Genomic DNA, 26,605 nt, shown 5'->3' with positions numbered 1-26,605 from the left:
TACGGCAATCCCGAGGCCGGGTTCCGGATTGGCGCCGTTCTCTTAGACCATCGGCTGCCGTCCGGATAGTCAAACCGCCGCTCCCAAACGGGGGTGTGATCGGGCATGAGCGGCCCCGCTCTAACCGGGATCGCGCGGCTGCGTTCCCGTCGCCGTCCCCTCAGGGGACCCGAGCATCGTTGTGCCCCGGTCGGCCGCCCGGCCCAGGCTCCGACCGGAGAGGCTTCCGGTCGGTGGCCGGGTCTGCTATGGAGGCGGCGAAGCAGGTGCACTTCGGTGCAGGCTCCGGTCCCGTAGCTCAGCTGGATAGAGCGGCGGTTTCCTAAACCGTAGGTCGCATGTTCGAGTCATGCCGGGATCGCCATCTGCCGCAGCCTTGCACGCGCAGACAATCTCCAGATCAAACCCAGGGCGCGCCTGATCCGGCCCGTTCGGGAATCGGGTGGAGCGCTTCGCTGCCATCGAGGAACTTCTTCGGGTGAGACGGCGGCTTGAGCCCCGTCCGCGCGGCGCGCGCAATCGCCGCCGAGATGCATCACCCTGGAGAGCTTTCCATGCATACGACCATCGAGCCGGGCATCCTCTATTTCGGGACGCCGGTCGTCCTCATCAGCACCGTCAACGAGGACGGCGGCTTCAATCTCGCGCCGATGTCGTCGGCATTCTGGCTCGGCTGGCGCTGCATGCTGGGCCTCGCCGCCGGATCGAAGACGCCGCAGAACATGCGCCGCACCGGCGAGTGCGTGCTGAACCTGCCGTCGGTCGATCTCGTCGCCGCCGTCGATCGCCTGGCGCTGACCACGGGATCGGACCCGGTGCCGGCGATGAAGCAGCGCAAGGGCTATCGCCACGTGTCCGACAAGTTCGCCGCCGCCGGGCTGACCGCAACGGCGTCGGAAACCGTTGCGGCTCCGCGCGTCGCGGAATGCGCGGTGCAGCTCGAAGCCCGCATCGAGTCGGTGCATGGCATCGCCGCCGACGACGCGATCCTGAAGGGGCACATCCAGTGCTTCGAGGTGCGGGTGCAGCGGGTCCATGTCGACGAGGCCATCCTGATGGACGGTACGCGTGACCGCATCGACCCGGACAAATGGCGGCCGCTGATCATGAGCTTCCAGCAGTTCTATGGCCTGGGCGCGCGCCTTCACGAGTCGCGGCTGGGCACCATTCCGGAGGCGGCCTATCGCACGCCCGACGTCGAGCGCGCCCGCGAGGCGGCCATGCGGATGGAGGTGGCGGCAGGCTGAGCCGGCTCGGCCTGGAGTCTCGCCTGAAATCGCCCGGCCGCACGTTGAAGCTTGCATTCGAGTGCGAGAGGTGGGGACATCATGGGGGCTGTGGCTGCCGACCGGCTGCTGATCGAGGCGGCTGATCATTACAATGCGGGGCGCGCCGGTCCGGCCAAGGCGCTGTGCAGCGACATCCTCCAAGCGGTGCCGGATCATCTGCCGGCGTTGCATCTGTCCGCGATCCTCGCCTTCGCCGACGGCGGCATGGCGGAGGGTGCGGAGCTGCTCGGGCGCGTCTTCGCCCGCGATCCCCACCATGCGCCGGCCTATGTCACGCTCGGCGATGCGCTCGCCGTGAAAGGCGAGCGCAAGGGCGCCGCCGATGCGTTCGCGCGCGCAGCGGCTTTGCGGCCGCTCGATGCGGCGATTCACAGCAGGCTCGGCAGCGCGCTGCTCGAGCTGTCGCGCTTCGCCGAGGCCGAGGCCGCCTATCGCCACGCGCTGGCGCTCGATCCGGCGCTGTTGCACGCGCGCTGGAATCTCGCGCTCGCCTTCAACCGGCAGGGGCGGCTTGCCGAGGCGGAAGCAGCCTATCGCGCGTTGCTCGAGCGCGAGCCCTCCTATCCCGGTGCATGCCGGGCGCTGGCGCATGTGCTCGCCGACCAGGCCAGATATGACGAGGCCGTGCCGGCCTATCTGCATGCGCTGGCGGCGCAGCCGGCCGATGCCGGCCTGCATCTCAGCCTGGGCGATGTGCTCTACAAGCAGCGCGCCTTTGCCGAGGCCGCGGTCCAGTATCGTCAGGCCTGCGATCTCGCGCCCGGCGATGCCAATGCCGCGCGATTGCTCGGGCACGCGCTGCATGAGGCCGACCGCCCGGCCGAGGCCGTCGAGGCCTATCGGCGCGCCGCCGTGCTCGATCCCACCGATGTGGTCGTGCTCAGCAATCTCGCGGCCTGCCTGTGCGGGACGGGCCAGCTCGATGCGGCGATTGCCGCCTGCGAGCACGCGCTGGCGCTGCAGCCCGATCACGCCCCGGCGCATACCAATCTGGGCATCATCCACGAGATGCGCGGCGAGACCATCGAGGCCGTCGCGGCGCATCGCCGCGCCGTCGCCTCCGATCCCGGTTACGCCAAGGGTCACGCCAACCTCGCGGTGGCGCTGCGCAATGCGGGCGACATCGACGCGGCGCTGGCCGCCTCGCATCGTGCGATCGCGCTGGCGCCCGACAATGCGCTCGCCCGCTACAATCACGCGCATTTCCTGCTGATGTGCGGCGACCTCGTGAACGGCTTTGCGGAGCATCGCTGGGGCCGCGACTGTCCGGACCTCTCCGCGGGCATGCCGCGCTTCGACGCGCCGCAATGGCAGGGCGCGCCGCTCGACGGACGCACGCTGCTGCTGTTCGCCGAATATGGCATCGGCGATGCGCTGCAATTCGTGCGCTACATCGATCGCGTCAGGATGATGGGGGGACCGGTCGTGCTGCAGGTGCAGCCAGCGATCGCGCCGCTGCTGCGCTGTCTGGAGGGCGTGACCGTGGTGCCGCGCGGCGCGCCGCTGCCGCCATTCGACCTGCAGGCGCCGCTGATGGATCTGCCGCGCATCTTCGGCACCACGCTGGAGACGATCCCGGCCGAGGTGCCGTATCTCGCGGCCGATCCGATCAAGATGGCCGCGTGGCGCAACGTGCTCGGGCGCGCGCCGTCGTTGAAGGTCGGCGTCGTCTGGGCCGGCAATCCCAGGCACAAGGGCGACCGCCAGCGCTCGCTCACCGCGCAGGCGGTGCTGCCGCGGCTGGTGATGCCGGGCGTGCAGCTCTATTCCTTGCAGAAGGAGCCGCGGCCGGACGATGCGCTAGGGCTCGCCGAGCTTGGCACCGACGTCATCGATCTCGCGCCGCTGCTGGGCGACTTCGCCGAGACCGCGGCCGCCGTCGCCGTGCTCGATCTCGTCATCTCCGTCGACACGTCGGTGGCGCATCTCGCCGGCGCGCTCGGCCGTCCGGTCTGGGTGCTCTTGCCCTATGCGCTCGACTGGCGCTGGTTGCGCGATCGCGCCGACACCCCGTGGTATCCGACCATGCGGCTGTTCAGGCAGGAGAAGCCCATGGCTTGGGACGGTGTGCTGGCGCGGACGGCAGGGGAGCTTGCGCGGCTGGCGGCAGGTGAGCGCGGGCCGTTGTTGCCCGGGCTGGTATGAGGCGGTGAGCGATGTCGAAGGCTGACAGGGCCTGACGCTTATCGCATGGCCATGCGTGCGAGACCGGTCTGATCCGAGCGCGTGGACGGAAACGACAATCGCCACAAGCTGAAGAGCATCGGGAGTTGGAAAACGAAGCTGATCGCCGCAGCGCCCGCCAGCACCTCGAAACGTTGTGCCTCGATCAGGGCCTCGGCGCTCGGGACCACGTGGACCAGGCCGTCGGCGACGTAGACAAGCGCAACGGTCCGCCAGATGTTGGCGGACAGCCAGCCCATCCTGAAGGCGTGATCGAACAGCGCGAGCAATCCGCCGAGCGCGAGCGTCGAGCTCGCCATGTGAGACGGCGTGTCGTAGAAGCCGGGCTCCAACGCGGCCTGGACGAACCAGAGTCCGTAGACCACCGCGACGATCTTCAGCAACATCAGTTCGTTCCCAGGCTCGCGAGCTTGTCGTCTGCCTCCGGGCAACCGATCGGATTGCGCCCCCTTGATCGGAGCAGGCACGCGCGACATCGAGCCTACGATGCGTGTCACGAAGGCTCTATTAATCGGCTCGCTTGGATTGTCCTGAACGAGCCGTTTTGCTCGCGCCTTTGATCCAGGTCCCGTGATGCAAGGGCCGGGCGCGGTTGCGGACATGGTGAAGGACCGCGTAGCCGGCCTACTGCTCCGCCAGCAACTCCCTCACCCTCGGCACCACCACCTTGCCATACAGCTCGATGCTCCGCATCAGTTTCGCATGCGGCAGCGGACCGGCTGAGTATTTCAGCTGAAACCGCGACAGGCCGAGCGCCTTGATCGTCGCGGCGATCTTCTGCGCCACGGTCTCCGGCGAGCCGACATAGAGCGAGCCGTGATCGGCCTCCTGGACGAACTCGTCGCGGCCCATCGGCGGCCAGCCTCGCTCGCGGCCGATGCGGTCGCGCATGGTCTTGTAGTCCGGCCACAGCTCCTCGCGCGCCACGTCGTCGGTGTCGGCGACATAGCCCGGCGAATGCACGCCGATCGGCTTCGTCTCGCGGCCGAACTGCTTGAGCGCGCGATGGTACAGCTCGACATAGGGCGCGAACCGTTTCGGGTCGCCGCCGATGATCGCGAGCATCAGCGGCAGCTCGTAATGCGCGGCGCGCACCACGGACTCGGGACTGCCGCCGACGCCGATCCAGGCCCTCAGCCGTCCATGCTCGACCGGCGGATAGACCAGTTGATCCCTGAGCGGCGGGCGCAACCGGCCCTGCCAGGTCAGTGGCTGCTGCGGCAGCAGGCTGACGAACAGATCGAGCTTCTCCTCGAACAGCGCCTCGTAGTCCTTGAGATCGAAGCCGAACAGCGGGAAGGACTCGGTGAACGAGCCGCGGCCGAGGATGACCTCGGCGCGGCCGTTCGACGCCGCGTCCAGCGTCGAGAAGCGCTGGAACACGCGGATCGGGTCATCCGAGCTCAGCACCGTCACCGCCGAGCCGAGCTTGATCTTCGTGGTGCGCGCGGCGATCGCCGCCAACGCCACCTCCGGCGCCGAGATCGCGAAATCGCCGCGATGGTGCTCGCCGAGCCCAATGAAATCGAGCCCGAGCTGGTCGGCGAGCACCGCCTCCGCGACGACGTCGCGGATCACCTGGGCATGGGCGGCTATCGCGCCCTCCGCGTTGCGGGTGACGTCGCCGAACGTGTCCAGGCCGAATTCGATCGCTGTGCTCATGTCTCATTCCGTTGCGTCGGGCCGTCATACGGCCTCTGCTCGTCAGCTGGAAGGGGCCGCACCGGATTGCAAGCGGAGGAAAGCGAAACACAAGGTTTCCGTGAGCTTGAGCGCATCACGAGAAGGTTGGGCCGTCGCCATTCTCCGTCATTCCGGGGCAATCGTCGATGCGCAGGCGCGGAGCGGCTGCGTGTTGACGATTGAACCCGGAATCTCGAAGTCGTTCAGAATGGACGCAAGACAATATCGAGATTCCGGGTTCAAGGCCTCTCGGCCTTGCCCCGGAATGACGGTGGTCGTGATACCGGGCGGATCAGACGGTCCGGACGACCGGCAAAAATTTTTCTTTCGTTTTTCCAGAAAGTATGCTCTACTGCGCCCATCCTGCCTCATCGATGAGGGGCGTACGCGCGGTCGTCACGAGACGCGAGGCAGGGATGCGGTGGCCGTAGCGGGTCGCAGCGCGGTGTCGCGCCGGCGAACGATCCGATGCGGACAGTCAAGTCGCGTGGTCCTGGCCTCCCGATGCTGAGGTCAAGCCGGATGATGGTGCGGAAGCGCATCACGCCGACGATGGGGGCAACACAGCCGGTCCCCAGGGAGAGCGCGAAGCAGCTGTTAAGACCATCGCGCAGGGAAGGCCGGGATGTTCCAGCCGAACCTGTGGTTCCTGCCGCCTGCATTTTTTTCGCAGGCGGGCCATGGGGGCGGCTAGCTCCCGGTCTTCCCTGCGCCCTCACGTTTCAGAGGGCACGCGATCCGGACAAAGCTCGGGCTTGAGCGGCCGCGAGGGTACGAACCCATGGCCTCGGCTGATGCGATTGCCGCCCGCGCCTCCTGCGCGGTCATGCCATGCCAAAAAATGGGCGTGTGGCCCGGCCGCGCATCACCTAGGCTCCGTTCATCGATCACACGGGATGACGTGCATGGCGGCGGGCAGCGACTATCAGATCTTCGAGGCGGGCGACGTCGTGCTGCAATCGGGCGTGACGTTCCCGTCGCTGCGGCTCGCCTACAAGACCTATGGCACGCTGAACGCGGCCAAGGACAACGTCATCATCTATCCGACCTCGTTCGGCGCCCAGCATGTCGACACCGAGTGGCTGATCGCGCCCGGCGGCGCGCTCGATCCGAGCAGCTACTTCATCATCATTCCCAACCTGTTCGGCAACGGGCTGTCGTCGTCGCCTTCGAATACGCGCGAGCTGTTCGGCGACGCGCCGTTCCCGGCCATCAGCTATCACGACGCGGTCGCGGTGCAGCGCCGGCTCGTTGAGGAACAGTTCGGGATCAGCCGGATCGCGCTGGTCTATGGCTGGTCGATGGGCGGCATGCAGGCCTATCACTGGGCCGCCTGTCATCCGGACATGGTGGAGCGTGCGGCGGTGGTGTGCGGCAGCGCGCGCTGCTCGCCCTACAATCACCTGTTTCTCGACGCGGTGAAGGCGGCGCTGATGGCCGATCCCGCGTTTCGCAACGGCCGCTTCGCCGAGAAGCCGGTGGCCGGCCTGCGCGCGATGGGGCGGATCTATGCGGGCTGGGCGATGTCCTACGAGTTCTACCGCGACGAGGTCTGGCGCGAGCAGGGCTTTGGCTCGCAGGAGGACTATCTCGCCGCCACCTGGGACTTGGCCTTCGCGCATCGCGATGCCGACAACCTGCTGGCGCAGATCGCGATCTGGCAGGGCGGCGATATCAGCAACTGCGCGGCGTTCGGCGGCGATCTGGATCGGGCGCTCGGCGCGATCACCGCCCGCATGTTGCTGATGCCGGGCCAGACCGACCGCTACTTCGATTGGCGCGACAACGAGCGAGAACTCCCCAAGCTCGTGAACGCCCGCTCCGCGGCGCTGCGGCCGATCCCCTCGATCCACGGCCACCGCGCGGGCAATCCGATCCGCATCCCGGCGGACCGCGATTTCATCAACGCCAACGTCTCCGCCCTTCTCCAGAGCTGACACCCGAGCTCGACATGACCGACGTGCCCACCGACGAATTCGCGCCCCGTCCGAAGCGGCTGACACCGCCGGTGCTGCAGCAGCTCTGCACGCGCTCCAACATGCAGGGCGCCCTACGCACGCTCAGCCATTACGGCGCGATCATCGGCGTGGGTGCGCTGATCGGAGCGATCGCATCGACGCATGGTGTGCTGTGGGCGCTGTCCTTGCTGCCGGTGCAGGGCGTGCTCATCGCGTTCCTGTTCATGGCGGTGCACGAGACCGCACACAAGACCGCCTTCGACAGCCGCAGGCTCAACCTCGCGGTCGGCTATCTCTCCGGCTTCCTGATCGGACTGCCTTATGAATATTACTGCCTGTTCCATTGGGAGCATCACCGCCACACCCAGGATCCCCTGCGCGATCCGGAGCTGATCGTCGGCCCCAAGCCGCGCTCCGAGACGCAACTCGCGATTGCCTATTCCGGCCTGGTCCAGGTGGCCGGCCGTCTCAGGCTGCTGCTGAAGCATGCGGTGACCGGCGAGGTGACGGTTCCGTGGGTCCCCGCGGGCCGCCGGGCGATCGTCGTGCGGGAGGCGCGCGCCTATGTCGCGGGCCATGCACTGCTGTTCATCGCCTCGCTGGCGCTGCACTGCGCGCTGCTGCTGTGGGTCTGGGTGCTGCCGCTGCTCGTCGGACAACTCATCCTGCGGCCCTATCTCTACGCCGAGCACACCGGCTGCGATCATGCGAGGAGCGCCTTCCAGAACACGCGGACCACCCTCACCACGCGGTTTGTGCATTGGCTGGCCTGGAACATGCCGTATCACGTCGAGCACCATGCCTATCCGGCGGTGCCGTTCCATGCGCTGCCGAAGCTGCACGCGATCGTCGACGGCGAGATCAAATATCGCGGGCAGGGATACGTCGCCGTGACGCGGCAGACCTGGGCGTGGTTTCGCGCGCAGTGGAAGGAAACGAAGTCTCATCCATGATGAGTTTGGATCCGAGTTATCGCCGCTCGGCCGGTGCGCTCCCTCTCCCGCTTGCGGGGGAGGGCTGGGGTGGGGGCGCCACAACGGCAGTCTTTCCAGAGCATCCCCCACCCGCATCGCATCTCTCGATGCGATGCGACCTCCCCCGCAAGCGGGGGAGGCGCAGACCGACCACGTCGCCAGGGATGTCAGCAAGCCATCGTGCCCGACCGGTGCGCGTCCTCCCGGCACGCCCCTTGTGGGAGAAGTGCAGTGATTGGCGTCGTGTTGATATGGTCGCAGCGACGCTGGCTCACCGCCATCGCTCGCGCATCCGCGCGCCGAGATCGATGCGCGGCCCGGAGCGCGCATATGCCGACCCCGGCTGCGCCCGCGGCCAGCTGGCGCGTTCGAACAGCGGCACCAGCGCTTCCGGAATGAACCGCGTGCGTGAGGCATAGACATGACGATCGCCGCGCACCGGCTGGCCGTGGACGAAGAACCGCTGCGGCACCAGGAGATGCAGATCGTCCTTGGCGCGGGTCATCGCGACATAGAGCAGCCGGCGCTCCTCCTCCAATTCGGCGCTGGAGCCGGCGCCGAGATCGGACGGCATGCAGCCGTCGACGACGTTGAGGACGTGCACGGAATTCCACTCCATGCCCTTGGCGGAATGGATGGTGGAGAGGATCAGATAGTCCTCGTCGAGCAAAGGCACGCCGGACTGATCGGAGGTGGCGTCGGGCGGGTCGAGCGTCAGCTCGGTGAGGAAGCGCTCGCGCGACGGATAGCCGCTCGCGATCTGCTCGAGCTGCAGCAGGTCGGCGGCTCGCACCTCCGCATCCTCATGAACGCGCTCGAGATGCGGTTGATACCAGTGCCTGACGCGCTCGATATCTCCGGGCCATTCCGAGACGCGCAACTGCTCCAGCGTGCGCACGAACGCGGTCCAGTCATCGCCGGCGCGCGCCGGTGCGGACTGCTCGCACAGGCGCGCGATCGGATCGGCACTGTCGCTGACGGCATCGAGCAGACGCTGCGCCGACGCCGGGCCGATGCCCGGGATCAGATGCAGCACGCGGAAGCCGGCGATGCGGTCGCGCGGATTGGCCACGAAGCGCAAGCAGGCCAGCACGTCCTTCACGTGGGCGGCATCGAGGAACTTCAGCCCGCCGAACTTCACGAACGGGATGTTGCGGCGCGTGAGCTCGAATTCCAAGGGACCGCTGTGCGACGACGTGCGGAACAGCACGGCCTGTTGCTTCAGCACAATGCCTTCCTCGCGCTTCGCCAGCACCTGCTCGACGATGTAGCGCGCCTGATCGGTCTCGTCACTGACGGTCACGAGCTGCGGCTTGCGCGGGCTCGTGCGGTCGGTCCACAAATTCTTGGTGAAGCGCTCCCGCGCCAGCCCGATCACGCCGTTGGCCGCCGTGAGGATCGGCTGCGTCGAGCGGTAGTTGCGGTCCAGCGTGATGATGTCGGCGCGCGGGCTGAACTGATCGGGAAATTCCAGGATGTTGCGCACGGTGGCGGCGCGGAAGGCGTAGATCGACTGCGCGTCGTCGCCGACCACCGTCAGTCCCGCGCCGTCGGGCTTCAAGCCGAGCAGGATCTGCGACTGCAGCCGGTTCGTGTCCTGATATTCGTCGACCAGCACGTGGTCGAAGCGATCGCCGATCTCGCGTGCGATGGTTTCGTCCGCCATCATCTGCGCCCAGTACAGCAGCAGGTCGTCGTAGTCGAGCACGGCATTGGCCTGCTTGGCTTCGACATAGGCCGCGAACAGGCCCTTCAGCTCGCCGGCCCATTCCGCGCACCACGGAAAATGCCGCACCAGTGCCTCGTCGAGCGGCATGTCGGCGTTGACGCAGCGCGAATAGATCGCGAGGCAGGTTCCCTTGGTCGGGAAGCGTCGCTGCGTGTTGGACAAGCCGCGTTCGTGCCGCACCAGATTCATCAGGTCGGCGGAATCCTCGCGATCATGGATCGTGAACACAGGGTCGAGGCCGACGCGCTCGGCGTAGTCGCGCAGCATCCGCGCGCCCAGGCCATGAAACGTGCCCGCCCAGGTGAGCGCGGCCGTGATCGGCTCGGCCTTGCCGCCCAGCACCTTGCGGGCGATGCGCTCGACCCTGCGGCTCATCTCGCTCGCCGCGCGGCGCGAGAACGTCATCAACAGGATACGGCGCGGATCGGCGCCATTGACGAGCAGATGTGCGACGCGATGCGCGAGCGTGTTGGTCTTGCCCGAGCCTGCGCCGGCAATGATCAGCAGCGGCGGGCCAGGCGCGGCGCAGGCGCCGCCATGCTCGACGGCGCGGCGCTGCTCCGGATTGAGATCGTCGAGATATGTCGCCGCCGTGGCCTGCACGAATCGTCCCTCAGCCTGCAAGAATCAGCGATTTGCGCCGCATGTGCAACGCGATGGCCCGGTCGCGGCAGCGTTTTACATGATTCGCAACCGGTCTTTTTTGTCACGGTTGCCCACAGAGCGTCTGCCAGCCGCTTGCGCTGGCGCGCTTGCACTCCTATCCAATCAGCCCCGTCACGAATCTCGGAAGAACACCGTGTCGAATTTTGCCTCCATCATCGCTGCTGAGCTCTCAGTCAAGGATGCCCAGGTCCAGGCCGCGATCGACCTGCTCGACGGCGGCGCGACCGTGCCGTTCATCGCGCGCTATCGCAAGGAGGCGACCGGCATGCTGGACGACACGCAGTTGCGTACGCTGGAGGAACGGCTGCGATATCTGCGCGAGATGGATGCACGGCGCACCGCGATCATCGAGAGCATCAAGGCGCAGGGCAAGATGACGCCCGAGATCGAGCTGGCGCTGGCGACCGCCGACACCAAGGCCCGGCTCGAGGACATCTATCTGCCGTTCAAGGAGAAGCGCCGCACCAAGGCGCAGATCGCGAAGGAAGCCGGGCTCGAGCCGCTCGCCGACATGCTGATCGGTGATCCGATGAAGGCGCCGGAGGTCGAGGCCAAGGCCTTCATCAAGAAGGATGGCGACAACCCGGTCAAGGACGTCAAGGCCGCGCTCGACGGCGCCCGCGCGATCCTGGTCGAACGTTTCGCCGAGCATGCCGATCTCGTCGGCTCGCTGCGCGAGGAGATGTGGACCCGCGGCGCGGTGAAATCGTCCGTGCGGCATGGCAAGAAGACCGAGGGCGCCAAGTTCGCCGACTACTTCGATTTCTCCGAGCCGTTCACCAAGCTGCCGTCGCACCGCATCCTGGCGATGCTGCGCGGCGAGAAGGAAGAGGTGCTGCAGCTCGATTTCGGCGATGGCGAGCCGGAGGATTCGAAGGACCCGTCGCTGTATGAGAACCGTATCGCCGTGACCTTCGGCATTTCGCGCCAGGGCCGCCCGGCCGATCAGTTCCTGTCGGACTCCGTGCGCTGGGCCTGGCGCACCCGCATCAAGACCTCGCTGGCGCTCGATATCCGCATGCGGCTGTGGCAGGAGGCGGAAAAGGAGGCGGTCCGCGTGTTCGCCGCGAACCTGCGCGATCTGCTGCTCGCAGCTCCCGCCGGCGGCCGCGCCACGCTCGGGCTCGATCCGGGCTTCCGCACCGGCGTCAAGGTCGCGGTCATCGACCGCACCGGCAAGTTCGTCGATCACGCCACGATCTATCCGCACGAGCCGCAGCGGCAGTGGAACGAGAGCATGCTGACCCTGGCGCAGCTCTGCGTGAAGCACGGCATCGATCTCGTCGCGATCGGCAACGGCACGGCGTCGCGCGAGACCGAGAAGCTCGTCAACGATTTGATGAAGCTGAAGCCGGATCTGAAGCTGACCAAGGCGATCGTGTCGGAAGCCGGCGCGTCGGTCTATTCGGCCTCGGAGTTCGCCGCGAAGGAATTCCCCAATCTCGACGTCTCGATCCGCGGCGCCGTCTCGATCGCGCGCCGCCTGCAGGATCCGCTCGGCGAACTCGTCAAGGTGCCGCCGGCCTCGATCGGCGTCGGCCAGTATCAGCACGACCTCAACCAGTATGAGCTCGCCCGCGCGCTCGATGCCACCGTCGAGGACTGCGTGAATGCCGTCGGCGTCGATCTCAACACCGCCTCGGCGCCGCTGCTGGCGCGGGTGTCGGGCATCGGCGAGAGCCTGGCGCAGAACATCGTCGCGCATCGCGACGCCAATGGTCCGTTCCCGACCCGCGACAAGCTCAAGGAGGTGCCGCGGCTCGGACCGAAGGCGTTCGAGCAGTGCGCCGGCTTCCTGCGCATCCGCGATGGCGACAATCCGCTCGATGCCTCCGGCGTCCACCCGGAATCCTATCCGGTCGTGAAGAAGATTCTCGAGACGACCAAGAGCGACATCAAGGTGCTGATCGGCGACACCAAGACCTTGAAGACGCTCAATCCGGCGAAATTCGCCGACGAGCGCTTCGGCGTCCCGACCGTGACCGACATCATCAAGGAGCTGGAGAAGCCCGGCCGCGATCCGCGCCCGGAGTTCAAGACCGCGACCTTCCAGGAGGGCGTCGAGAAGATCACCCATCTCAAGCCCGGCATGATCCTGGAGGCGACCATCACCAACGTCGCGGCCTTCGGCGCCTTCGCCGATATCGGCGTGCACCAGGACGGCCTGATCCACATCTCGGCGATGTCGGAGAAGCGCATCAACGATCCGCGCGAGGTGGTGAAGCCGGGGCAGGTCGTGAAGGTCAAGGTGCTCGACGTCGATGTGCCGCGCAACCGCATCTCGCTGACGCTTCGGCTGTCCGATCCGCTGCCGGCCAAGGGCGAGAAGCGGACCAGCGCACGGCCGCCCGCAGGGCGCATGACCACGCGCGAGGAGAAGCCGTCTGGCGGCGGCGCGTTCGCCGCGGCGATGGCCAAGGCCGCAGAGCGGCGCAAGGGCGCCTGAGGCGAATGGTGACGAGGCGCCGCGGAGGGAATGTCTCGTCTGCGGCGTCATTTCTGGGGCGCCATGGCATTCGGCGTCGTGTCGTTGCGGTCTTCCCTATCTCCGCGGCCAGGCTTACCTTGGGCGGCGAGTTGTGAGTGGGGACCGCGCATGACGAACCGGACCGCGATCATTGCCGGCGCGACTGGGCTGGTGGGACGGGAGCTGCTTCGCGGTCTGCTTGCCGACCCGGCCGTGGATCATGTGCATGTCGTCGGTCGCCGCGCGCCGACTGACCATTCGCCCAAGCTGACGGCGCATGTCGTGGATTTCACCGCGATGCCGCCCCTGCCGCCGGCCGACGAGCTCTATCTGGCTCTCGGGACCACGATCAAGGTGGCCGGGAGCCGGGCCGCCTTCCGCGCCATCGATCACGACGCCAACCTCGCCGTCGCCAAGGCCGCGCTCGCGAGCGGCACCAGGCGCGTTGGTCTGGTCAGCGCGATGGGCGCCGACAGCAGCTCGCCCGTCTTCTATAGCCGGGTGAAAGGCGAGCTCGAGGACAATCTGACCGCGTTGCCCTTCGAGGGACTGGTGATTGCGCGGCCTTCGCTGCTGGTCGGCCCGCGGGCGGAGCTCGGACAGCCGAGTCGTCCGGGCGAGGAATGGGGCAACAGGCTGCACAACATCATCGGCTTCCTGATCCCGGCGAACTACAAGCCCATCGCGGCGGCGGACGTCGCCAACGCCCTGCTGATGGCTGTTCCTACGGTTGCCGGCAAGCGAGTGATGCTGTCAGGGGCCATGCGCCGATGATCGAGCCTGCGGCTCTTGCGTAGCGGCCCGGTCTCGCTATTTACGATAAATCGAAATCTGATATCGCGCCGCGCCTCAAGCTCGGATCGACTGGTCGACACACCCGCCCCGTAGTTTTACGGCTCTCTCGCATGCGACTATCAGCGAGTGAATGGCTGGAGCGGGCAAGACGGGAATCGCATCTTAACATCTTAACCATATATCGCTGTTAGTTGTGCATCGAGGAAAAACAGCCCGGTGTTTCATGCGCAGACAGCTGCTTGAATTTTGCTTCTTGGCATTGATGGGAACCCTGCTCGGATCCCAAGCGGCGACGGCGTCTCCGCGAATGGTGTCGCTGGTCTACAACTCGCAGATTCAGAACCCGCAGCAGGTCGGGTCGGACGAATTTCGCGTGAAGCTGCAGGCGTTGGCCGGCAAGCGGCTTATCATTGATGAGCGTGCGGGCAACGCATTCGGCAGCGAGGCGGCGGTGCTGGCTGCAACCCGGAGCGGCGCGGTGGACGTGGCCGTGGTGTCCGGCGGCATCGCCAGCGCGGTGGTCCCCGAGCTTGGCGTCTTCGACATCCCGTTCCTGTTCCGTGACACTGCGCATGCCAAGGCGGTTGCGCAAGGGCCGGTCGCCGCCGCGATCGGCGCCAAGTTCGCCGACAAGGGACTGGTGCTGCTGGCGCTGGGCAAGCAGGGCTTTCGCAATCTCACCAACTCGAAGCGCCCGGTCCGTACCGTCGATGACGTCAAGGGACTCAGGATCCGCGTGATCCCCAATCCGGTCTACCAGATGACTTTCAAGGCGCTCGGCGCCGACGTGATGCCGATGGATTTCCCGCTGGTCTATGCCGCCCTCAAGGACGGTCGGCTCGACGGTCAGGAAAATCCGGTTGCCACCATCGCGGCCAATCGCTTCGACGAGGTGCAGAAATATCTGACGCTCACCGGGCATTTCTTCGCGCCGATCGCCTTCGTCGCCAACCGCGCGATGTTCGACCATCTCGATGCGGCGGATCGTGATGCGCTGGTTGCCGCCGCCAAGGCGGCTGCGGAGGTCACCTGGCAGGCCCAGCTCGATGCGCAGAAGCTCGATGAGTTGCGCAAGACCGGCATGGAGGTGATCGAGACGTTCGACCGCAAGACCTTCGTCGATGCGGTCAGCCCGCTCGATGCCGACTTCGAGAAGCGCTTCGGCAAGGAGCTGCTCGCCACCATCAGGTCCACTCCGTGAAACAGCCGGGCAAATCGATGAAATTGTCTTCTCTGATGTCTTGGATCGGCGTCCGCCCGCGCATCTTCGGCGGCTTCGCCCTGATCCTGAGCTTCCTGGTGTTGCTCGGCGGCTTCGCCATGGTCCAGGTCGGCCGCATCGGCGGCACCGTGGATGAACTCGTTACCAGCGCGGCCGGGGACGCCGGCATGTCGCAGGTGCGTGCCGCGCTGCTCGGCGCCAACGGCGCGGTCGAGAGATTCGTCCGGACCTGGAACGTCGGTGACAAGGATGCGGCCAGCAAGGCCATCGACGCTGTCGGCGGTCTCGCCGATCAGGTCGAGAAGCAGTCCGGCAGCCTGAAGGTGCTGGCTGACGGCGTGGGGCCGGTACGGAGCGCGCTGGCGGCCTACCGCTCATCGTTCGCCGCCGCGGCCGAGGCCGTGGACCGCCTGCGGGCGGCGACGACCAAGACCGACGCATTGGGCGCCGTTGCCGGCATCAACATGGGCGGCATCCAGGTTGCCCTTGCCAATCGTGCGGGCAGCGAGCCGCTGATGAATCCGTTACGTCTGGCCAGCGTCGTCGACGCGGTTCGCATCGCGGTGATGCGCTATACCAACACGTTATCGAATGGCGATGCCGACGATGCCAGGCTCACCTTCGTCTATGCGAAGCTCGCGATTGCCGATACGGAGGGCGAGATCGCGGGTGTCGATGATGCCAAGCTGAAGGCGCTGGTTGCTGCGCTGAAAGAGGCTCTCACGGCGGATGCCGCCGCGCTCGAGGAGGTGATCAAGGTGGCCGCTGACCTGCGCGCCAAGCAGGCGGAGCTCGCCAAGGCGAGCGCCTCGATCGATACCCAGGTCAGCCAGATCAACCGGCAGCTTGGTGCCGCGCGTGCAGAGCAGGCCGCGAGGACCGGCGTCGCGGTCGAAGATACCAAGCAGACCGTGATCGTGACCGCAGCCGCAGCGGTGATATTCGGAGCGGTGCTGGCCTGGCTGATCGGCGCCAGCGTGTCGACCCCGATCCGCGGCATGACCGACCGCATGCAGTCGCTGGCGGCCGGCGAATTGGATCAGCCGATTCCCGGCGGCGAGCAGCGCGACGAGATCGGCCGGATGGCGCGCGCCGTGGAGATTTTCCGTGACAACGCGCTTGCCGTGCGCCGCATGGAGCAGGAGGCTGCGGCACAGCGTGAAGCTGCGGAGGCCGAGCGCGCCCGCATGATGTCCGATCTGGCTGGTCGATTCGAGCAGGGCATGCAGGGTGTCATCACCGGCGTCGGCGGGCGTGCGACCGAGATGGGCGAGAGCGCCAGCGAGCTGGCGCGCGTCGCCGAACGCGGCCGTGGCCTTGCGGAAGCGGTCGCCAGCCGGGCCGAGCAGGCCTCCGTCAATGTGCAGACCGTGGCCTCGGCGACCCAGGAGCTCGCGGCCTCGATCAGGGAGATCTCCTCCCAGGTCCAGCGCTCGGTCACGGTGTCGACCCGGGCGACGCACGAGACGCAGCGGACATCCGAGCTGATCGACGGGCTGTCCAGCGCGGCGGAGAGGATCGGCACCATCGTGCAGCTGATCCAGGCGATCGCGAGCCAGACCAACCTGCTGGCGCTCAACGCCACCATCGAGGCGGCGCGCGCCGGCGAGGCCGGCCGCGGATTTGCGATCGTCGCGAGCGAAGTGAAGAACCTGGCGTCGCAGACCGCGCAGGCGACGGAGCAGATCTCGAGCCAGATCGCGACCATCCAGAGCGCGACGCAGGAGACGGTCGGCGCGATCGCCCAGTTCGGCACGACCGTGCGGGAGATTGCCGAGATCTCCAATGCGATCGCCGCCGCGGTTGAGCAGCAGGGGGCGGCGACCAGCGAGATTGCCCGCAACGTCGAGCAGGCGGCCAGCGGTACGGCGGCGGTCACGCAGGAGATCGGCGACGTGCGCAACGTGGCCGGGCAAACCGATGCCGGCGCTGAAGCTGCGCTGGCGGCGGCCGCGGCGCTGCAGCAGCAGGCCGCTTCGCTGAAGAGCAATGTCGCCGACTTCCTGCAGACGATCCGGACCGCGGCCTGAGCTGCAAAGTCGGTGGCGACTGGAGTTGACGCAAGGAGCGCAGGCTCACACTCTGGGGCATGACCGAGCACCAGCCGCGTTCCCTTGCGTTTCCCGTCGACGGCGCGGACATCGTGTCCGCGCTGTTCATGGCCCCGCCGCGGCCGCGCGCCGGTTTCGTGTTCGCCCATGGCGCGGGCGCCGGCATGACCCACGTCTTCATGAACCAAGCGGCGGCAAGCCTTGCCGCGCGCGGCATCGCGACGCTCCGCTTCCAGTTTCCCTACATGGAGAAGGGCAGCAAGCGCCCTGATCCGCCCGCGCTCGCCCACGCCGCGGTGCGGGCTGCCGTGGCGGAGGCCGCGCGGCTCTGTCCGGGGCTGCCGCTCGTCGCGGGCGGCAAGTCGTTCGGGGCGCGCATGACGTCGCAGGCGCAGAGTGCAGCGCCGCTGCCAGGCATAGCCGGGCTCGCCTTTCTCGGCTTTCCGCTTCACCCCGCCGGCAAGCCCTCCATCGCGCGCGCCGATCATCTCGATGCGATCGAGGTCCCGATGCTGTTCCTGCAGGGGACGCGCGACAAGCTGGCGGAGATGGAGCTGCTCGCGCCCGTCGTGAAGCGGCTGGGACCGCGTGCGACCTTGCATTGGATCGATCAGGCCGACCACGCCTTCCACGTGCCTGCGCGCTCCGGCCGGAATGATCGGGCCGTCATGGAGGACCTGACGAAGGCGTTTGCGGCGTGGCTGGAGACTCTCGAAGCGTGTGCCGGCTGACGCGCCTAGCGCCTCCTTCGGAGAAAAATGGCATGAGAACAAAAACAGAACTTTTCTGTCACCGGAGGTTGAGGCATAGTCATATTGAAAGGTAGGGAGGGGGTTCGATGAAGTCAGCAGTGGTGGCGCTATCGGTGTGCGCGCTTGGCGTGCTGATGATCTCTGCAGCTCCATCGCTCGCCGATGCCAGGCTGACCGGCATGGTGGTCGTGAAGGGAACTTGCCAGAAGCTCATCGTCGCGGGAAAGGATCGCAGCTCGGAATGCAAGGGCGCGCTGCTCAATACCGACTATGACGATCAGCGCACCGGCTTCTACTTCACCTTGCTCGACGGCAGCGTGGTCACGTTCTCGAACCGCGGCGATCTGCAAGAGCAACCGGGGCCTGACAAGTTCGTCACGCCGGTCGACATGATGATCATTGGCCAAAGTCGCAAGACGATCAACAAGGTGACGGCCAAGGGGCAATGCCGTCACGGCAATCCATTCAAGGGACCCGACCTGCTCGAATGCACAGCCGACAGCGAGATCGGCCGTTTTGAAGGGCTATTTCTGTCCAATGGCGAGAAGCCGGTGATGCAGACCTTCTGAGGCCGTTACCCCTGCGCACAAGCAGGATGGGCCAGCAGGAGAGCTCGTCGCGGCGTCGCCGGTCGTCACTCGCGATCGTACGGTCCACGCGGCAAAATCCGGCCCGCTCGGCAATATCCACTTTGTCAGAAGATCGCGATGAAAAAGACAGCTTCATCCGTTTGGCTGCTGGCCCTCGGTGCGGCGAGCCGCCGGCCATGTCGGTCCGTGCAGAGGACGGATTGAAAGGGATCGAGACGTTTCACGGCCCCTGCAGGAAGCTCACGGTCGCGGCAAAGGACCGGACCGCCGATTGCAAGGGCGTTTAGCTCAATACGCGTTACCGTGACGGACGAGGCGGCTTGGAGCAAGACGCCCGGCCTCTGAGGCTGCGATCTCCCGACTCCCGAAAATTTGGCGCGACATCAAGCGCGAAATATTGCAACAAGTCGGCGTCGTGGGTGAGGCCGGGCGTGCGGGTCGCCAGAACTTGGAGAGTGTGATGTTCCGATACGTTGGGGTCGTCCTGGGGCTGCTCTGGAGCCTCGTATCGATCAGCACCGCGCTGGCCGACGACGCCAAGCTCCGGATCGGCGTTCTCCGGCTGTCCTCGTCCGCGCCAGTGTTCATCGCGTTGGACAAAGGCTATTTCCGCGAAGCTGGACTGGACGTCGAGCTGAAGTTTTTCGATGCAGCGCAACCGATCGCCGTGGCGACGGCCACCGGCGACGTCGACGTCGGGGTGACCGCCTTCACCGCAGGACTGTATAACCTCGCAGGCAAGGGCGCGTTGAAGATCATCGCCGGTATGAGCCGTGACCGCCCGGGCTTTCCGCTGATTGGCTACTTTGCCAGCAACAAGGCCTATGAGGCAGGTCTCAGGACGCCGAAGGACATTGCCGGCAAACGCGTGGCGATGACCCAGGTCGGGTCGAGCTTTCACTATTCGGTGGGGCTGCTGGCCGATAAATATGGCTTCAAGCTCGCCGACGTGAAGATCGTGCCGCTGCAGTCCATGTCCAACATGTCGGCGGCCATCAAAGGGGAAACCGTCGACGCGGCGCTGATGCCGGTTTCGGTGGCGCGCAAGCTGATGGAGGAGGGCGCCGTCAAGCATCTTGGCTGGGTCGGCGACGAGACGCCGTGGCAGGTCAGCGGCGTGTTCGCGGGGCCGAAGACACTTGCCAACACGGCGCTGGTCGGCAAGCTGCTGGCGTCGCTTCAGCGCGCCGAGCGCGAGTATCATGATGTCGTGCTCGCCTCGGTCAAGGACGGCACCGCCGCCATCGACGACAAGACCAAGCCGTTACTCGAGATCATCGGCAAGTACACGAACCTGCCGGTCGAGCAGGTCGTGGGCAATTGCGCCTACATCGATCCCGACGGCAAGCTCGATGTGAAGAACATCGAGAGCCAGATCAAATGGCTGCAGGCTCAGGGGTTCGCGGACCAGGGCTATGATGCGGCCGCGATCATCGCCAAAGACTTCGTGAAGCCGGATTGATGAAGGCAGGCGCAGCGCGGGCCTGCAGCGGGATCGCTTGATATGGACCTGATCGCCGAGACCATCAGCCACCGTTTCGACGCGCTCGATGTGCTCGATGGCGTGTCGTTCACGGTCGGAGCCGGCGAGGTGGTCGCCCTCGTTGGGCCGTCCGGCTGCGGCAAGAGCACGCTGCTGGCAATCCTCGGAGGGTTGTTGCAGCCAAGCAAGGGACAGGCGGTGCTGCGCGGAGCTCCGCCGCCCGGCAGCCTCAATCCCCTGACGTTCGTGTTCCAGGACTTCGCGCTGCTGCCGTGGGCAAGCGTCGCCGACAATGTTGCCTTTCCGCTCCTCCATACATCCCTGTCGACGCAGCAGCGCGCCGCCGCCGTCGACGATGCGTTGCGGCGAACCGGCCTGGCAGACTTCCGGACCGTCTATCCCAAGCAGTTGTCGGGCGGCATGCGACAGCGGGTCGGGATTGCCCGGGCGCTGGCGGTCCGCCCGGCGATCCTGCTGATGGATGAGCCGTTGTCGGCGCTGGACTCGCAGACCCGCGAACTGCTGATGGAGGACTTCGTCGATCTGCTCGCCGACGGCACCATGGGCGCGGTCTATGTCACGCATAATCTCGAGGAGGCCGTGCGGCTCGCCGACCGCATCGTCGTGCTGTCGCGTCGTCCCGGCCGCATCCGGAAGGTCGTCAGCGTCCCGGCGACGCGGCGCAGCCGCGGCGATGCCGGAGTACGCGCGCAACTGCTGGACCTGCAGAACGAGCTCTGGGGGCTGATCCGGACCGAGGCAATCGATGCCGAGCGCGAGGTTCAGAATGCTTGAACGCTCCCCGGCCGGAACGCCTGAGGTCGTCGGCAAGCAGAGCCGGAAAGTGCCGTTCCGGGGCGGCGGCTTCACGCCAGCCGCAAGCCGATGGGCCGGCTGGCTCGCGCTCGCGGCGGCTCTCGGCCTGTGGCAACTCATCGGCAGCCTCGCACTGGCCAACCCATTGTTCCTGCCGGCGCCGCTGACGATCTTGCGCGCCCTGTATCGATTGGCCGAAAGCGGCGCGCTCTGGCAGCATGTCTCGGCATCGTTCGTGCGCATTGTATCCGGCTGGGCGCTCGGCACGGCCACCGGCATCGTCGTCGGCTTCGCGATCGGCCTCTGGCGCATTGCGCGCAGCATCGGCATCACGTTCGTCTCTGCGCTGTTTCCGATTCCGAAGATCGCCGTGCTGCCGCTGCTGATTCTTTGGCTCGGCATCGGCGAGCAGCCGAAGATCGCGACGATCGCGCTGGGCGTGTTCTTCTCGACCACGATCTCGGTCTATAGCGGCGTCGATGCGGTGCCGCGCAACCTGATCCGCATGGCGCAGAGCTTCAACGTGCCGTTCCCGACCATCGTCCGCCGCGTGATCTGGCCCGGCGCGCTGCCGTCGATCCTCGCCGGTTTCCGCATCACCGCGTCGGTCGCGCTGATGCTCGTGGTTTCGGCGGAGATGATCGGCGCCGAGACCGGCATCGGCACCTTCGTGCTGCAGGCCGGCAATCTGATGCAGACCGATCAGCTGATGGCGGGGATCCTGATCCTGTCGCTGTTCGGTCTCGCCGTCGGCCGGCTGATCAGCATGCTCGAAGCGCGGCTCCTGCGCTGGCGCTGATCCGGCGGTGTCAGGCGTTGCCGCGGTCTTCCCGGAACAAGTCGAGCTTCTCCTGCACCGGGCGATCCGAGAACGAGAACAGTACCGCATCCTCGTCCGGCTCATGGCTGACCCATTGCCAGCTCGGAACGACGAACAGGTCGCGCGGGCCCCATTCGAAGGTCTGGTCGCCGATGCGGCTGCGGCCCCTGCCTTCGATCGCGGTGAACACGGTCGCGTCGGTCGAGCGATAGCGCGCAGTCTTGAAGCCCTTCGGCAGCAGCTGGATGAAGGTGCCGATCGTCGGCATCGCGAAATCACCCGTCTCCGGGTTGGAGAATTTCAGCTTCAGCCCGTGGCAGGCGTCCCATTCCTCGCTCCGCTTCGCGTTCTCCAGCGCCTCGCGCGTATAGGCGTAGGGATAGTTGAAGATCGGCGATGTCCTGGATTTGCGCTTCGCATCGACCGGCAGCAGATTGTGGCCGTAGCGGGCGAAGCTGTCGCCCGCGGGGCGCGCGACCTTCTGCTGGTCCTCCTGCGCGCCTTGCGCGAACGACGCGTCGAGAAACTGCACCAGGGGAATGTCGAGGCCATCGAGCCAGAACATCGGCTCGGTGGTCTCATTGCCGTGATCGTGCCAAGTCATCGACGGGGTGATGATGAAGTCGCCCGGCTCCATCAGGGTGCGCTCGCCCTCGACGGTCGTGAAGGCTCCCTTTCCTTCCAGCACGAAGCGCAATGCGGACTGGCTGTGCCGATGGGCGGGCGCAACATCGCCTGGGATCACCATCTGAACGCCGGCATAGAGCGATGTGGTGATCTTGGACTGCCCGCGCAGTCCCGGATTCTCCAGGATCAGCACGCGCCGCTCGGCTTCCTTCGCCGTGATCAGCCGCCCGGCTTCGACCATGTAGTCGCGGATCGCCGCGAACTGCCACAGATGCGGGCGGCAGGCGCTCTTCGGCTCGGGCGTGATGAGATCGCTCATCACGGTCCACAGCGCCGTCATGTTTTCGCCGTCGATCTTCTTGTAGAACGCCTCGCGCTCAGGTGTCGAAACCGCGGCCATGCGCGCCTCCCATGATCAGATGTCGTTCTTGATTGACAGTATACTGCCAATTTGATTACCGTCAAATACAACCAGAGCTGTCGCATCGGGAGGACTGCCATGATGAAGCTGCACGGCTATTTCCGCAGCAGCGCATCCTATCGCGTCAGGATTGCGCTCAACCTCAAGGGTCTCACGGCCGAGCATCTGCCGCATCACCTCCGCAAGGGCGAGCAGCGCGCGCCCGCCTATCTCGCGCTCAACCCGCAGGGTCTGGTCCCGGCGCTCGAGGACGACAGCGGCGCCACGTTGATCCAGTCGCTTGCGATCATCGAATGGCTCGACGAGACTCATCCCGAGCCGCCGCTGCTGCCGAAGGATCCGTTGCGACGCGCCCAGGTCCGCGCCTTCGCGCAGGTGCTCGCCTGCGACACCCATCCGGTGCAGAACCTGAAGGTGCTGGCGCGGCTCCGGGAGCTCGGCCTGCCCGAGGACAAGGTCACGGCCTGGGCCGGCTGGGCCAACCGCGAGGGGCTCGCTGCCTGCGAAGCGCTGATCAAGCATGAGCCTGGCCCATTCTGTTTCGGTGCGGCGCCAACCTTGGCCGATCTCTGCCTGGTGCCGCAGCTCGGCAATGCACGCCGCTTTGGCGTCGATGTCGCAGCGTTTCCGCGCCTGCTGCAGGCCGAAGCCGCGGCGAAGGCGCTGCCGGCCTTCGCCGCTGCTGCTCCGGAGCGTCAGCCCGATGCCGAGTAGGCCGCCCGACATCACCATGGACGCAGTCTACACCAAGCCGGGCTATCTGTTCCGGCGGATGCAGCAGATTGCCGTGTCCATCTTCGTCGAGGAGTGCCGCGAGTTCGACCTGACGCCGGTGCAATATGCGGCGCTGGTCGCGATCCAGACGCACCCCGGCATCGATGCCACCAGGCTGTCGGCGGTGATCGCCTTCGACCGTTCGACGCTCGGCAGCGTGATCGAGCGGCTGGAGAGCAAGGGCCATATCGAGCGCAGGCCGTCGGCCGAGGACAAGCGCGTCAAGCTGCTTTATCTGACCAGGGCGGGCGGAGCCCTTCTCCGTGCGATCATGCCGGCGGTCGATCGCGCCCAGGCCCGCATGCTGGCGCCCCTGAAGGCCGCGGATCGCAAGATGCTGATGGCGCTGCTGGCGCAGCTCGTCGATCTCAACAACGAGGTGTCGCGGGTGCCGCTGCGCGCCGAGGATGCGCTGGAGCATCTCGGCAAGACCGGCTGATCGCGGAACTCCGCGGTTGTCGGGCGCAAGGCGTAGGCTCACAGCCGCATCACCGCCTGACGATCGATCTTGCCGGTGCCCGTCTTCGGCAATTCGTCGATGAAGACGATCTCGCGTGGATATTTGTAGGGCAGCAGTTTCGCCTTCACGTAGTCCTGCAGCGCCTTGACGGTCGGGATTTGGTCGGGGGATCCGCCGTTGGTGACCACCACGGCCTTCAGGCTCATGCGACGATCCGGCAGCTCGTGCGCAAACACGGCGCATTCTCTGATATCGGGATGCTCGGCGAGGCAGAGCTCGACCTCGAGCGGATAGACCCATTGGCCGGAGATCTTGACCAGGTCGTCGGCGCGGCCGCGGAAGAAATGGAAGCCGTCGGCATCGCGCACGAAACGGTCGCCGGTGTAGATCCAGCCGCCATCGCGGATCGTCTCCGCGGTCTTGTCCGGACGGTTCCAGTAGAGCGGCGTGTTGGAGTCGCCGCGTACCCAGAGAATGCCCTCTTCGCCGTTGGCGACCTCGCGTCCTTCGCCGTCGCGCAGCGCGATCTCGTAGCCGGGAACGCGCAGTCCGGCGGCGCCGAGCTTCTTGCGGTCCTCGCGGTTCGAGAGATAGACGTGGAGAACCTCGGTCGAGCCGAGACCTTCGACGATCTCCAAGCCGGTCAGGCTCTTCCAGCCGTTGAAGACCTCGGCCGAGAGCACCTCGGCCGCGGAAACCGCGAGCCGCAGTGACGAGACGTCGGCCTGCTTCGCACCCTCGGCCTTGGTGAGCGCGGTGTAGAGCGTCGGCAGGCCGAAGAACACGGTTGGTCGGAAGCGGCCGATCGCATCGAAGATGGCGGCGGGTTTCGGCTGGCCGGGCAGCAGCAGCGTCGTCGCTCCGGCCGAGAATGGAAAGGTGATCGCATTGCCGAAGCCGTAGGCGAAGAAGATCTTGGGCACCGAGAAGCAGATGTCGTCCGGCTTGAGCCGCAGCACGTTGCGGGCGAACGCCTGCTCGCTATAGGCCATGTCGTGCTGCAGATGGACGATGCCCTTGGGGCGTCCGGTGGAGCCGGACGAATACATCCAGAATGCCATCTCGTCGCGGTGGGTGTCGGCCTCCGCCAACTGATCGGTGAAGTTGGGCAGCCACGCATCGACCGCGACCGTCGTTGCGACGGCGGTGGCCGGCGCCTCGCCATTGACGACGACCAGTGTGCGCAGCGCGGTCTCGGCGCAGGCCTGTGCGTCGAACCGTGCGGCAAACTCGGCGTCGGCGACCGCGATCTTGGCGCCGGAATCAGCGAGATAGAATTGCAGCAGATCCGGCGGCGTCAATGTGTTGATCAGCAGCGGCACGAAGCCGGCGCGCACTGCGCCGAAGAACGCGGCCGGATAGGCCGGTGTATCGTCGAGGAACAGCAGGACCCGGTCGCCGCGGCTGAGCCCGAGCGCGGTGAAGCCGTTGCCCCAACGGCAGGCGTCGGCACACAGCTCGGCATAGCTGCGCTGGCCGGCCGGACCGATCAGCGCAGTCTTGTTGGCGTTGCCCTTGGCGAGGTTGTCGAACAGCACGCGGCTGGCATTGTAGCGGGCGGGAATTGCGAAGCCGATCTCGCGCGCGCCGGCGCTGTCGCGCGGAACCTGGTCGGCGATCTCTCTGGTCATGCGCGTGCTCCCGTGCTCCGAGATGCCTCGTAGCGGGCCATGAACCGCGGAGCCATCGCGCGCAGCCTGGTCTCATCGATGCGCCCGGACCGGGTGATGTAGCTGTAGGCAAAATCCAACAGGCCGAGCGTCATGTGAGCCGGGAAGGACTCATACCAGTCGCTGCTGGTCCGGGCCGCCGTCACCAGCTTCTTCACGATCGGCTGGCGCTCGGCCTGATAGCGGGCGAGGCCGTCCGAGAGGCTGGTCTCGGCATCGAGCGCCTTGGCGAGCGCGATCGCGTCCTCGATCGCCAGCCGCGTCCCGGAGCCGATCGAGAAGTGCGCCGTATGCAGCGCGTCGCCGATCAGCACCATGTTCCGGTGCCACCAGTGCTCATTCCAGACCCAAGGGAAATTGCGCCATACCGATCGGTTGGAGACCAGCGCGTGACCGTCGAGCGTGGCGGCGAACACCTGCTCGCAGACGCGCCGGGATTCATCGACCGACATCTCGGCGAAGCCATGGGCGTGCCACGTGGCGCGATCGCATTCCACCAGGAACGTGCTCATGTCCGGCGCATAGCGATAATGGTGCGCGTTGAAGCTGCCGCGGTCGGTCGCGACGAAGGTCTGCGACAGCGTGGCAAAGGTCTTCGACGTGCCGTACCATGCGAACTTGTTGCTGGAGTAGGAGACGGAGAAGCCGAAATCGCCTTCGAAGCTGCGGCGAACCAGCGAGTTCAGCCCGTCGGCAGCGACGATGAGGTCGTAGCCTGCGAGCTGGTCCAGCGACTGGATGGTCGTGCCGTAGCGGGCGACGACGCCCACGCTCTCGGCGCGGGCCTGCAGCAGCTTCAACAGCTCGAGCCGGCCGATCGCGGAAAAGCCGACGCCGTCGATCTCGACAGTCTCGCCGCGCAGATTGAGCGTGATGTTGCGCCAGCTCTCCATGTGCGGCGCGATCGCGTCCACGGTGTCGGGATCGTCGGCGCGCAGGAATTCGAGCGCCTGATCGGAGAACACGACGCCAAAGCCCCAGGTCGCCCCGGCCGGGTTCTGCTCGAACAGATCGACCACGGCGGCGGGGTGCCGCTTCTTCCAGAGATAGGCGAAATACAGCCCGCCAGGGCCGCCGCCGAGCACGGCGATGCGCAAGGGCGTCCTCCACATTGACAGTATACTGTTTATTTTGGATCGGAGAATAATCCCTCATCTCGATCGAGGCCAGGGAA

General features: G+C 66.4%; 21 protein-coding genes and 1 tRNA gene. 16 read left to right on the top strand and 6 right to left on the bottom strand.

What is annotated here, in order from left to right; all coding sequences use genetic code 11:
* Window positions 1-287 precede the first annotated feature (287 nt).
* From QX048_RS11550 to QX048_RS11540, 3 genes are all read left to right on the top strand, one after another.
* Window positions 288-364, top strand: a tRNA-Arg gene (locus tag QX048_RS11550).
* A 190-nt stretch (window positions 365-554) separates the two neighbouring features.
* Window positions 555-1,247 carry a flavin reductase family protein gene (locus tag QX048_RS11545; protein WP_315825504.1) on the top strand — a complete coding sequence of 231 codons (693 nt, stop codon included), beginning with the start codon at window positions 555-557 and terminating at the stop codon, window positions 1,245-1,247.
* Between the two features lie 81 nt (window positions 1,248-1,328).
* Window positions 1,329-3,434 (top strand): tetratricopeptide repeat protein, encoded by a 2,106-nt coding sequence (locus QX048_RS11540; RefSeq protein ID WP_315825503.1) that lies wholly within the window; start codon window positions 1,329-1,331, stop codon window positions 3,432-3,434.
* A 38-nt stretch (window positions 3,435-3,472) separates the two neighbouring features.
* Here the strand turns inward: QX048_RS11540 and QX048_RS11535 are convergent, their stop codons facing one another.
* Window positions 3,473-3,859 carry a hypothetical protein gene (locus QX048_RS11535; RefSeq protein ID WP_315825502.1) on the bottom strand — a complete coding sequence of 129 codons (387 nt, stop codon included), beginning with the start codon at window positions 3,857-3,859 and terminating at the stop codon, window positions 3,473-3,475.
* A 238-nt stretch (window positions 3,860-4,097) separates the two neighbouring features.
* Window positions 4,098-5,135: an LLM class flavin-dependent oxidoreductase gene (locus tag QX048_RS11530; RefSeq protein ID WP_315825501.1), complete on the bottom strand. Its 1,038-nt coding sequence runs from the start codon at window positions 5,133-5,135 to the stop codon at window positions 4,098-4,100.
* A 926-nt stretch (window positions 5,136-6,061) separates the two neighbouring features.
* Here QX048_RS11530 and QX048_RS11525 point away from each other — a divergent pair.
* Together QX048_RS11525 and QX048_RS11520 are read left to right on the top strand one after the other, a co-directional pair.
* On the top strand, window positions 6,062-7,093 hold the full coding sequence (locus QX048_RS11525; RefSeq protein WP_315825500.1) for an alpha/beta fold hydrolase: 1,032 nt from the start codon (window positions 6,062-6,064) through the stop codon (window positions 7,091-7,093).
* 14 nt (window positions 7,094-7,107) lie between these two features.
* The gene (locus tag QX048_RS11520) at window positions 7,108-8,067 is read left to right on the top strand and encodes a fatty acid desaturase family protein (RefSeq protein ID WP_315825499.1); all 960 of its coding nucleotides are present in this window, start codon (window positions 7,108-7,110) and stop codon (window positions 8,065-8,067) included.
* Between the two features lie 292 nt (window positions 8,068-8,359).
* Here QX048_RS11520 and QX048_RS11515 read toward each other — a convergent pair whose 3' ends face one another.
* Complete coding sequence (locus QX048_RS11515) at window positions 8,360-10,420, bottom strand: ATP-dependent helicase (protein ID WP_315825498.1); 2,061 nt, start codon at window positions 10,418-10,420, stop codon at window positions 8,360-8,362.
* Window positions 10,421-10,616: 196 nt separating this feature from the next.
* On the opposite strand from QX048_RS11515, the gene QX048_RS11510 reads away from it, so the two are divergent.
* From QX048_RS11510 to QX048_RS11470, 9 genes are all read left to right on the top strand, one after another.
* Window positions 10,617-12,929, top strand: coding sequence for a Tex family protein (locus QX048_RS11510; RefSeq protein ID WP_315825497.1), 2,313 nt, complete (start codon window positions 10,617-10,619; stop codon window positions 12,927-12,929).
* A 150-nt stretch (window positions 12,930-13,079) separates the two neighbouring features.
* Window positions 13,080-13,724 (top strand): NAD(P)H-binding protein, encoded by a 645-nt coding sequence (locus QX048_RS11505; RefSeq protein WP_315825496.1) that lies wholly within the window; start codon window positions 13,080-13,082, stop codon window positions 13,722-13,724.
* Between the two features lie 244 nt (window positions 13,725-13,968).
* Window positions 13,969-14,946, top strand: coding sequence for a TRAP transporter substrate-binding protein (locus tag QX048_RS11500; RefSeq protein WP_409999200.1), 978 nt, complete (start codon window positions 13,969-13,971; stop codon window positions 14,944-14,946).
* Window positions 14,947-14,981: 35 nt separating this feature from the next.
* Window positions 14,982-16,997 (top strand): HAMP domain-containing methyl-accepting chemotaxis protein, encoded by a 2,016-nt coding sequence (locus QX048_RS11495; protein WP_315825816.1) that lies wholly within the window; start codon window positions 14,982-14,984, stop codon window positions 16,995-16,997.
* A 59-nt stretch (window positions 16,998-17,056) separates the two neighbouring features.
* Window positions 17,057-17,749: an alpha/beta family hydrolase gene (locus QX048_RS11490; protein ID WP_315825494.1), complete on the top strand. Its 693-nt coding sequence runs from the start codon at window positions 17,057-17,059 to the stop codon at window positions 17,747-17,749.
* Between the two features lie 107 nt (window positions 17,750-17,856).
* A complete protein-coding gene (locus tag QX048_RS11485; RefSeq protein WP_315715276.1) occupies window positions 17,857-18,339 on the top strand; it encodes a hypothetical protein in 483 nt (160 codons plus the stop codon).
* Window positions 18,340-18,820: 481 nt separating this feature from the next.
* A complete protein-coding gene (locus tag QX048_RS11480) occupies window positions 18,821-19,822 on the top strand; it encodes an ABC transporter substrate-binding protein (RefSeq protein ID WP_315715278.1) in 1,002 nt (333 codons plus the stop codon).
* Between the two features lie 42 nt (window positions 19,823-19,864).
* Window positions 19,865-20,638 (top strand): ABC transporter ATP-binding protein, encoded by a 774-nt coding sequence (locus tag QX048_RS11475; RefSeq protein ID WP_315825493.1) that lies wholly within the window; start codon window positions 19,865-19,867, stop codon window positions 20,636-20,638.
* Window positions 20,631-21,458 carry an ABC transporter permease gene (locus QX048_RS11470; RefSeq protein WP_315825492.1) on the top strand — a complete coding sequence of 276 codons (828 nt, stop codon included), beginning with the start codon at window positions 20,631-20,633 and terminating at the stop codon, window positions 21,456-21,458. The genes QX048_RS11475 and QX048_RS11470 overlap by 8 nt, the downstream gene beginning before the upstream one ends.
* 10 nt (window positions 21,459-21,468) lie before the next feature.
* On the opposite strand, the gene gtdA is transcribed toward QX048_RS11470, so the two are convergent.
* Window positions 21,469-22,506, bottom strand: coding sequence for a gentisate 1,2-dioxygenase (gene gtdA, locus QX048_RS11465; protein WP_315825491.1), 1,038 nt, complete (start codon window positions 22,504-22,506; stop codon window positions 21,469-21,471).
* A gap of 102 nt (window positions 22,507-22,608) precedes the next feature.
* Between gtdA and maiA the strand changes: the two genes are divergently transcribed.
* Both maiA and QX048_RS11455 read left to right on the top strand, forming a co-directional pair.
* Window positions 22,609-23,241 (top strand): maleylacetoacetate isomerase, encoded by a 633-nt coding sequence (gene maiA, locus QX048_RS11460; RefSeq protein WP_315752324.1) that lies wholly within the window; start codon window positions 22,609-22,611, stop codon window positions 23,239-23,241.
* The gene (locus QX048_RS11455; protein ID WP_315825490.1) at window positions 23,231-23,740 is read left to right on the top strand and encodes a MarR family transcriptional regulator; all 510 of its coding nucleotides are present in this window, start codon (window positions 23,231-23,233) and stop codon (window positions 23,738-23,740) included. The genes maiA and QX048_RS11455 overlap by 11 nt, the downstream gene beginning before the upstream one ends.
* 38 nt (window positions 23,741-23,778) lie before the next feature.
* On the opposite strand, the gene QX048_RS11450 is transcribed toward QX048_RS11455, so the two are convergent.
* Together QX048_RS11450 and QX048_RS11445 are read right to left on the bottom strand one after the other, a co-directional pair.
* Window positions 23,779-25,392, bottom strand: coding sequence for a benzoate-CoA ligase family protein (locus tag QX048_RS11450; protein ID WP_315715283.1), 1,614 nt, complete (start codon window positions 25,390-25,392; stop codon window positions 23,779-23,781).
* Window positions 25,389-26,528: an FAD-dependent monooxygenase gene (locus QX048_RS11445; protein WP_315825489.1), complete on the bottom strand. Its 1,140-nt coding sequence runs from the start codon at window positions 26,526-26,528 to the stop codon at window positions 25,389-25,391. The genes QX048_RS11450 and QX048_RS11445 overlap by 4 nt, the downstream gene beginning before the upstream one ends.
* Window positions 26,529-26,605: the final 77 nt, after the last annotated feature.

The sequence above is a fragment of the Bradyrhizobium sp. SZCCHNS30572 genome, assembly GCF_032484415.1.
GTDB lineage: Bacteria > Pseudomonadota > Alphaproteobacteria > Rhizobiales > Xanthobacteraceae > Bradyrhizobium.
The sequence above is the reverse complement of the archived record's forward strand: the minus strand, read 5'-3'. Positions and strand labels throughout refer to the sequence as shown.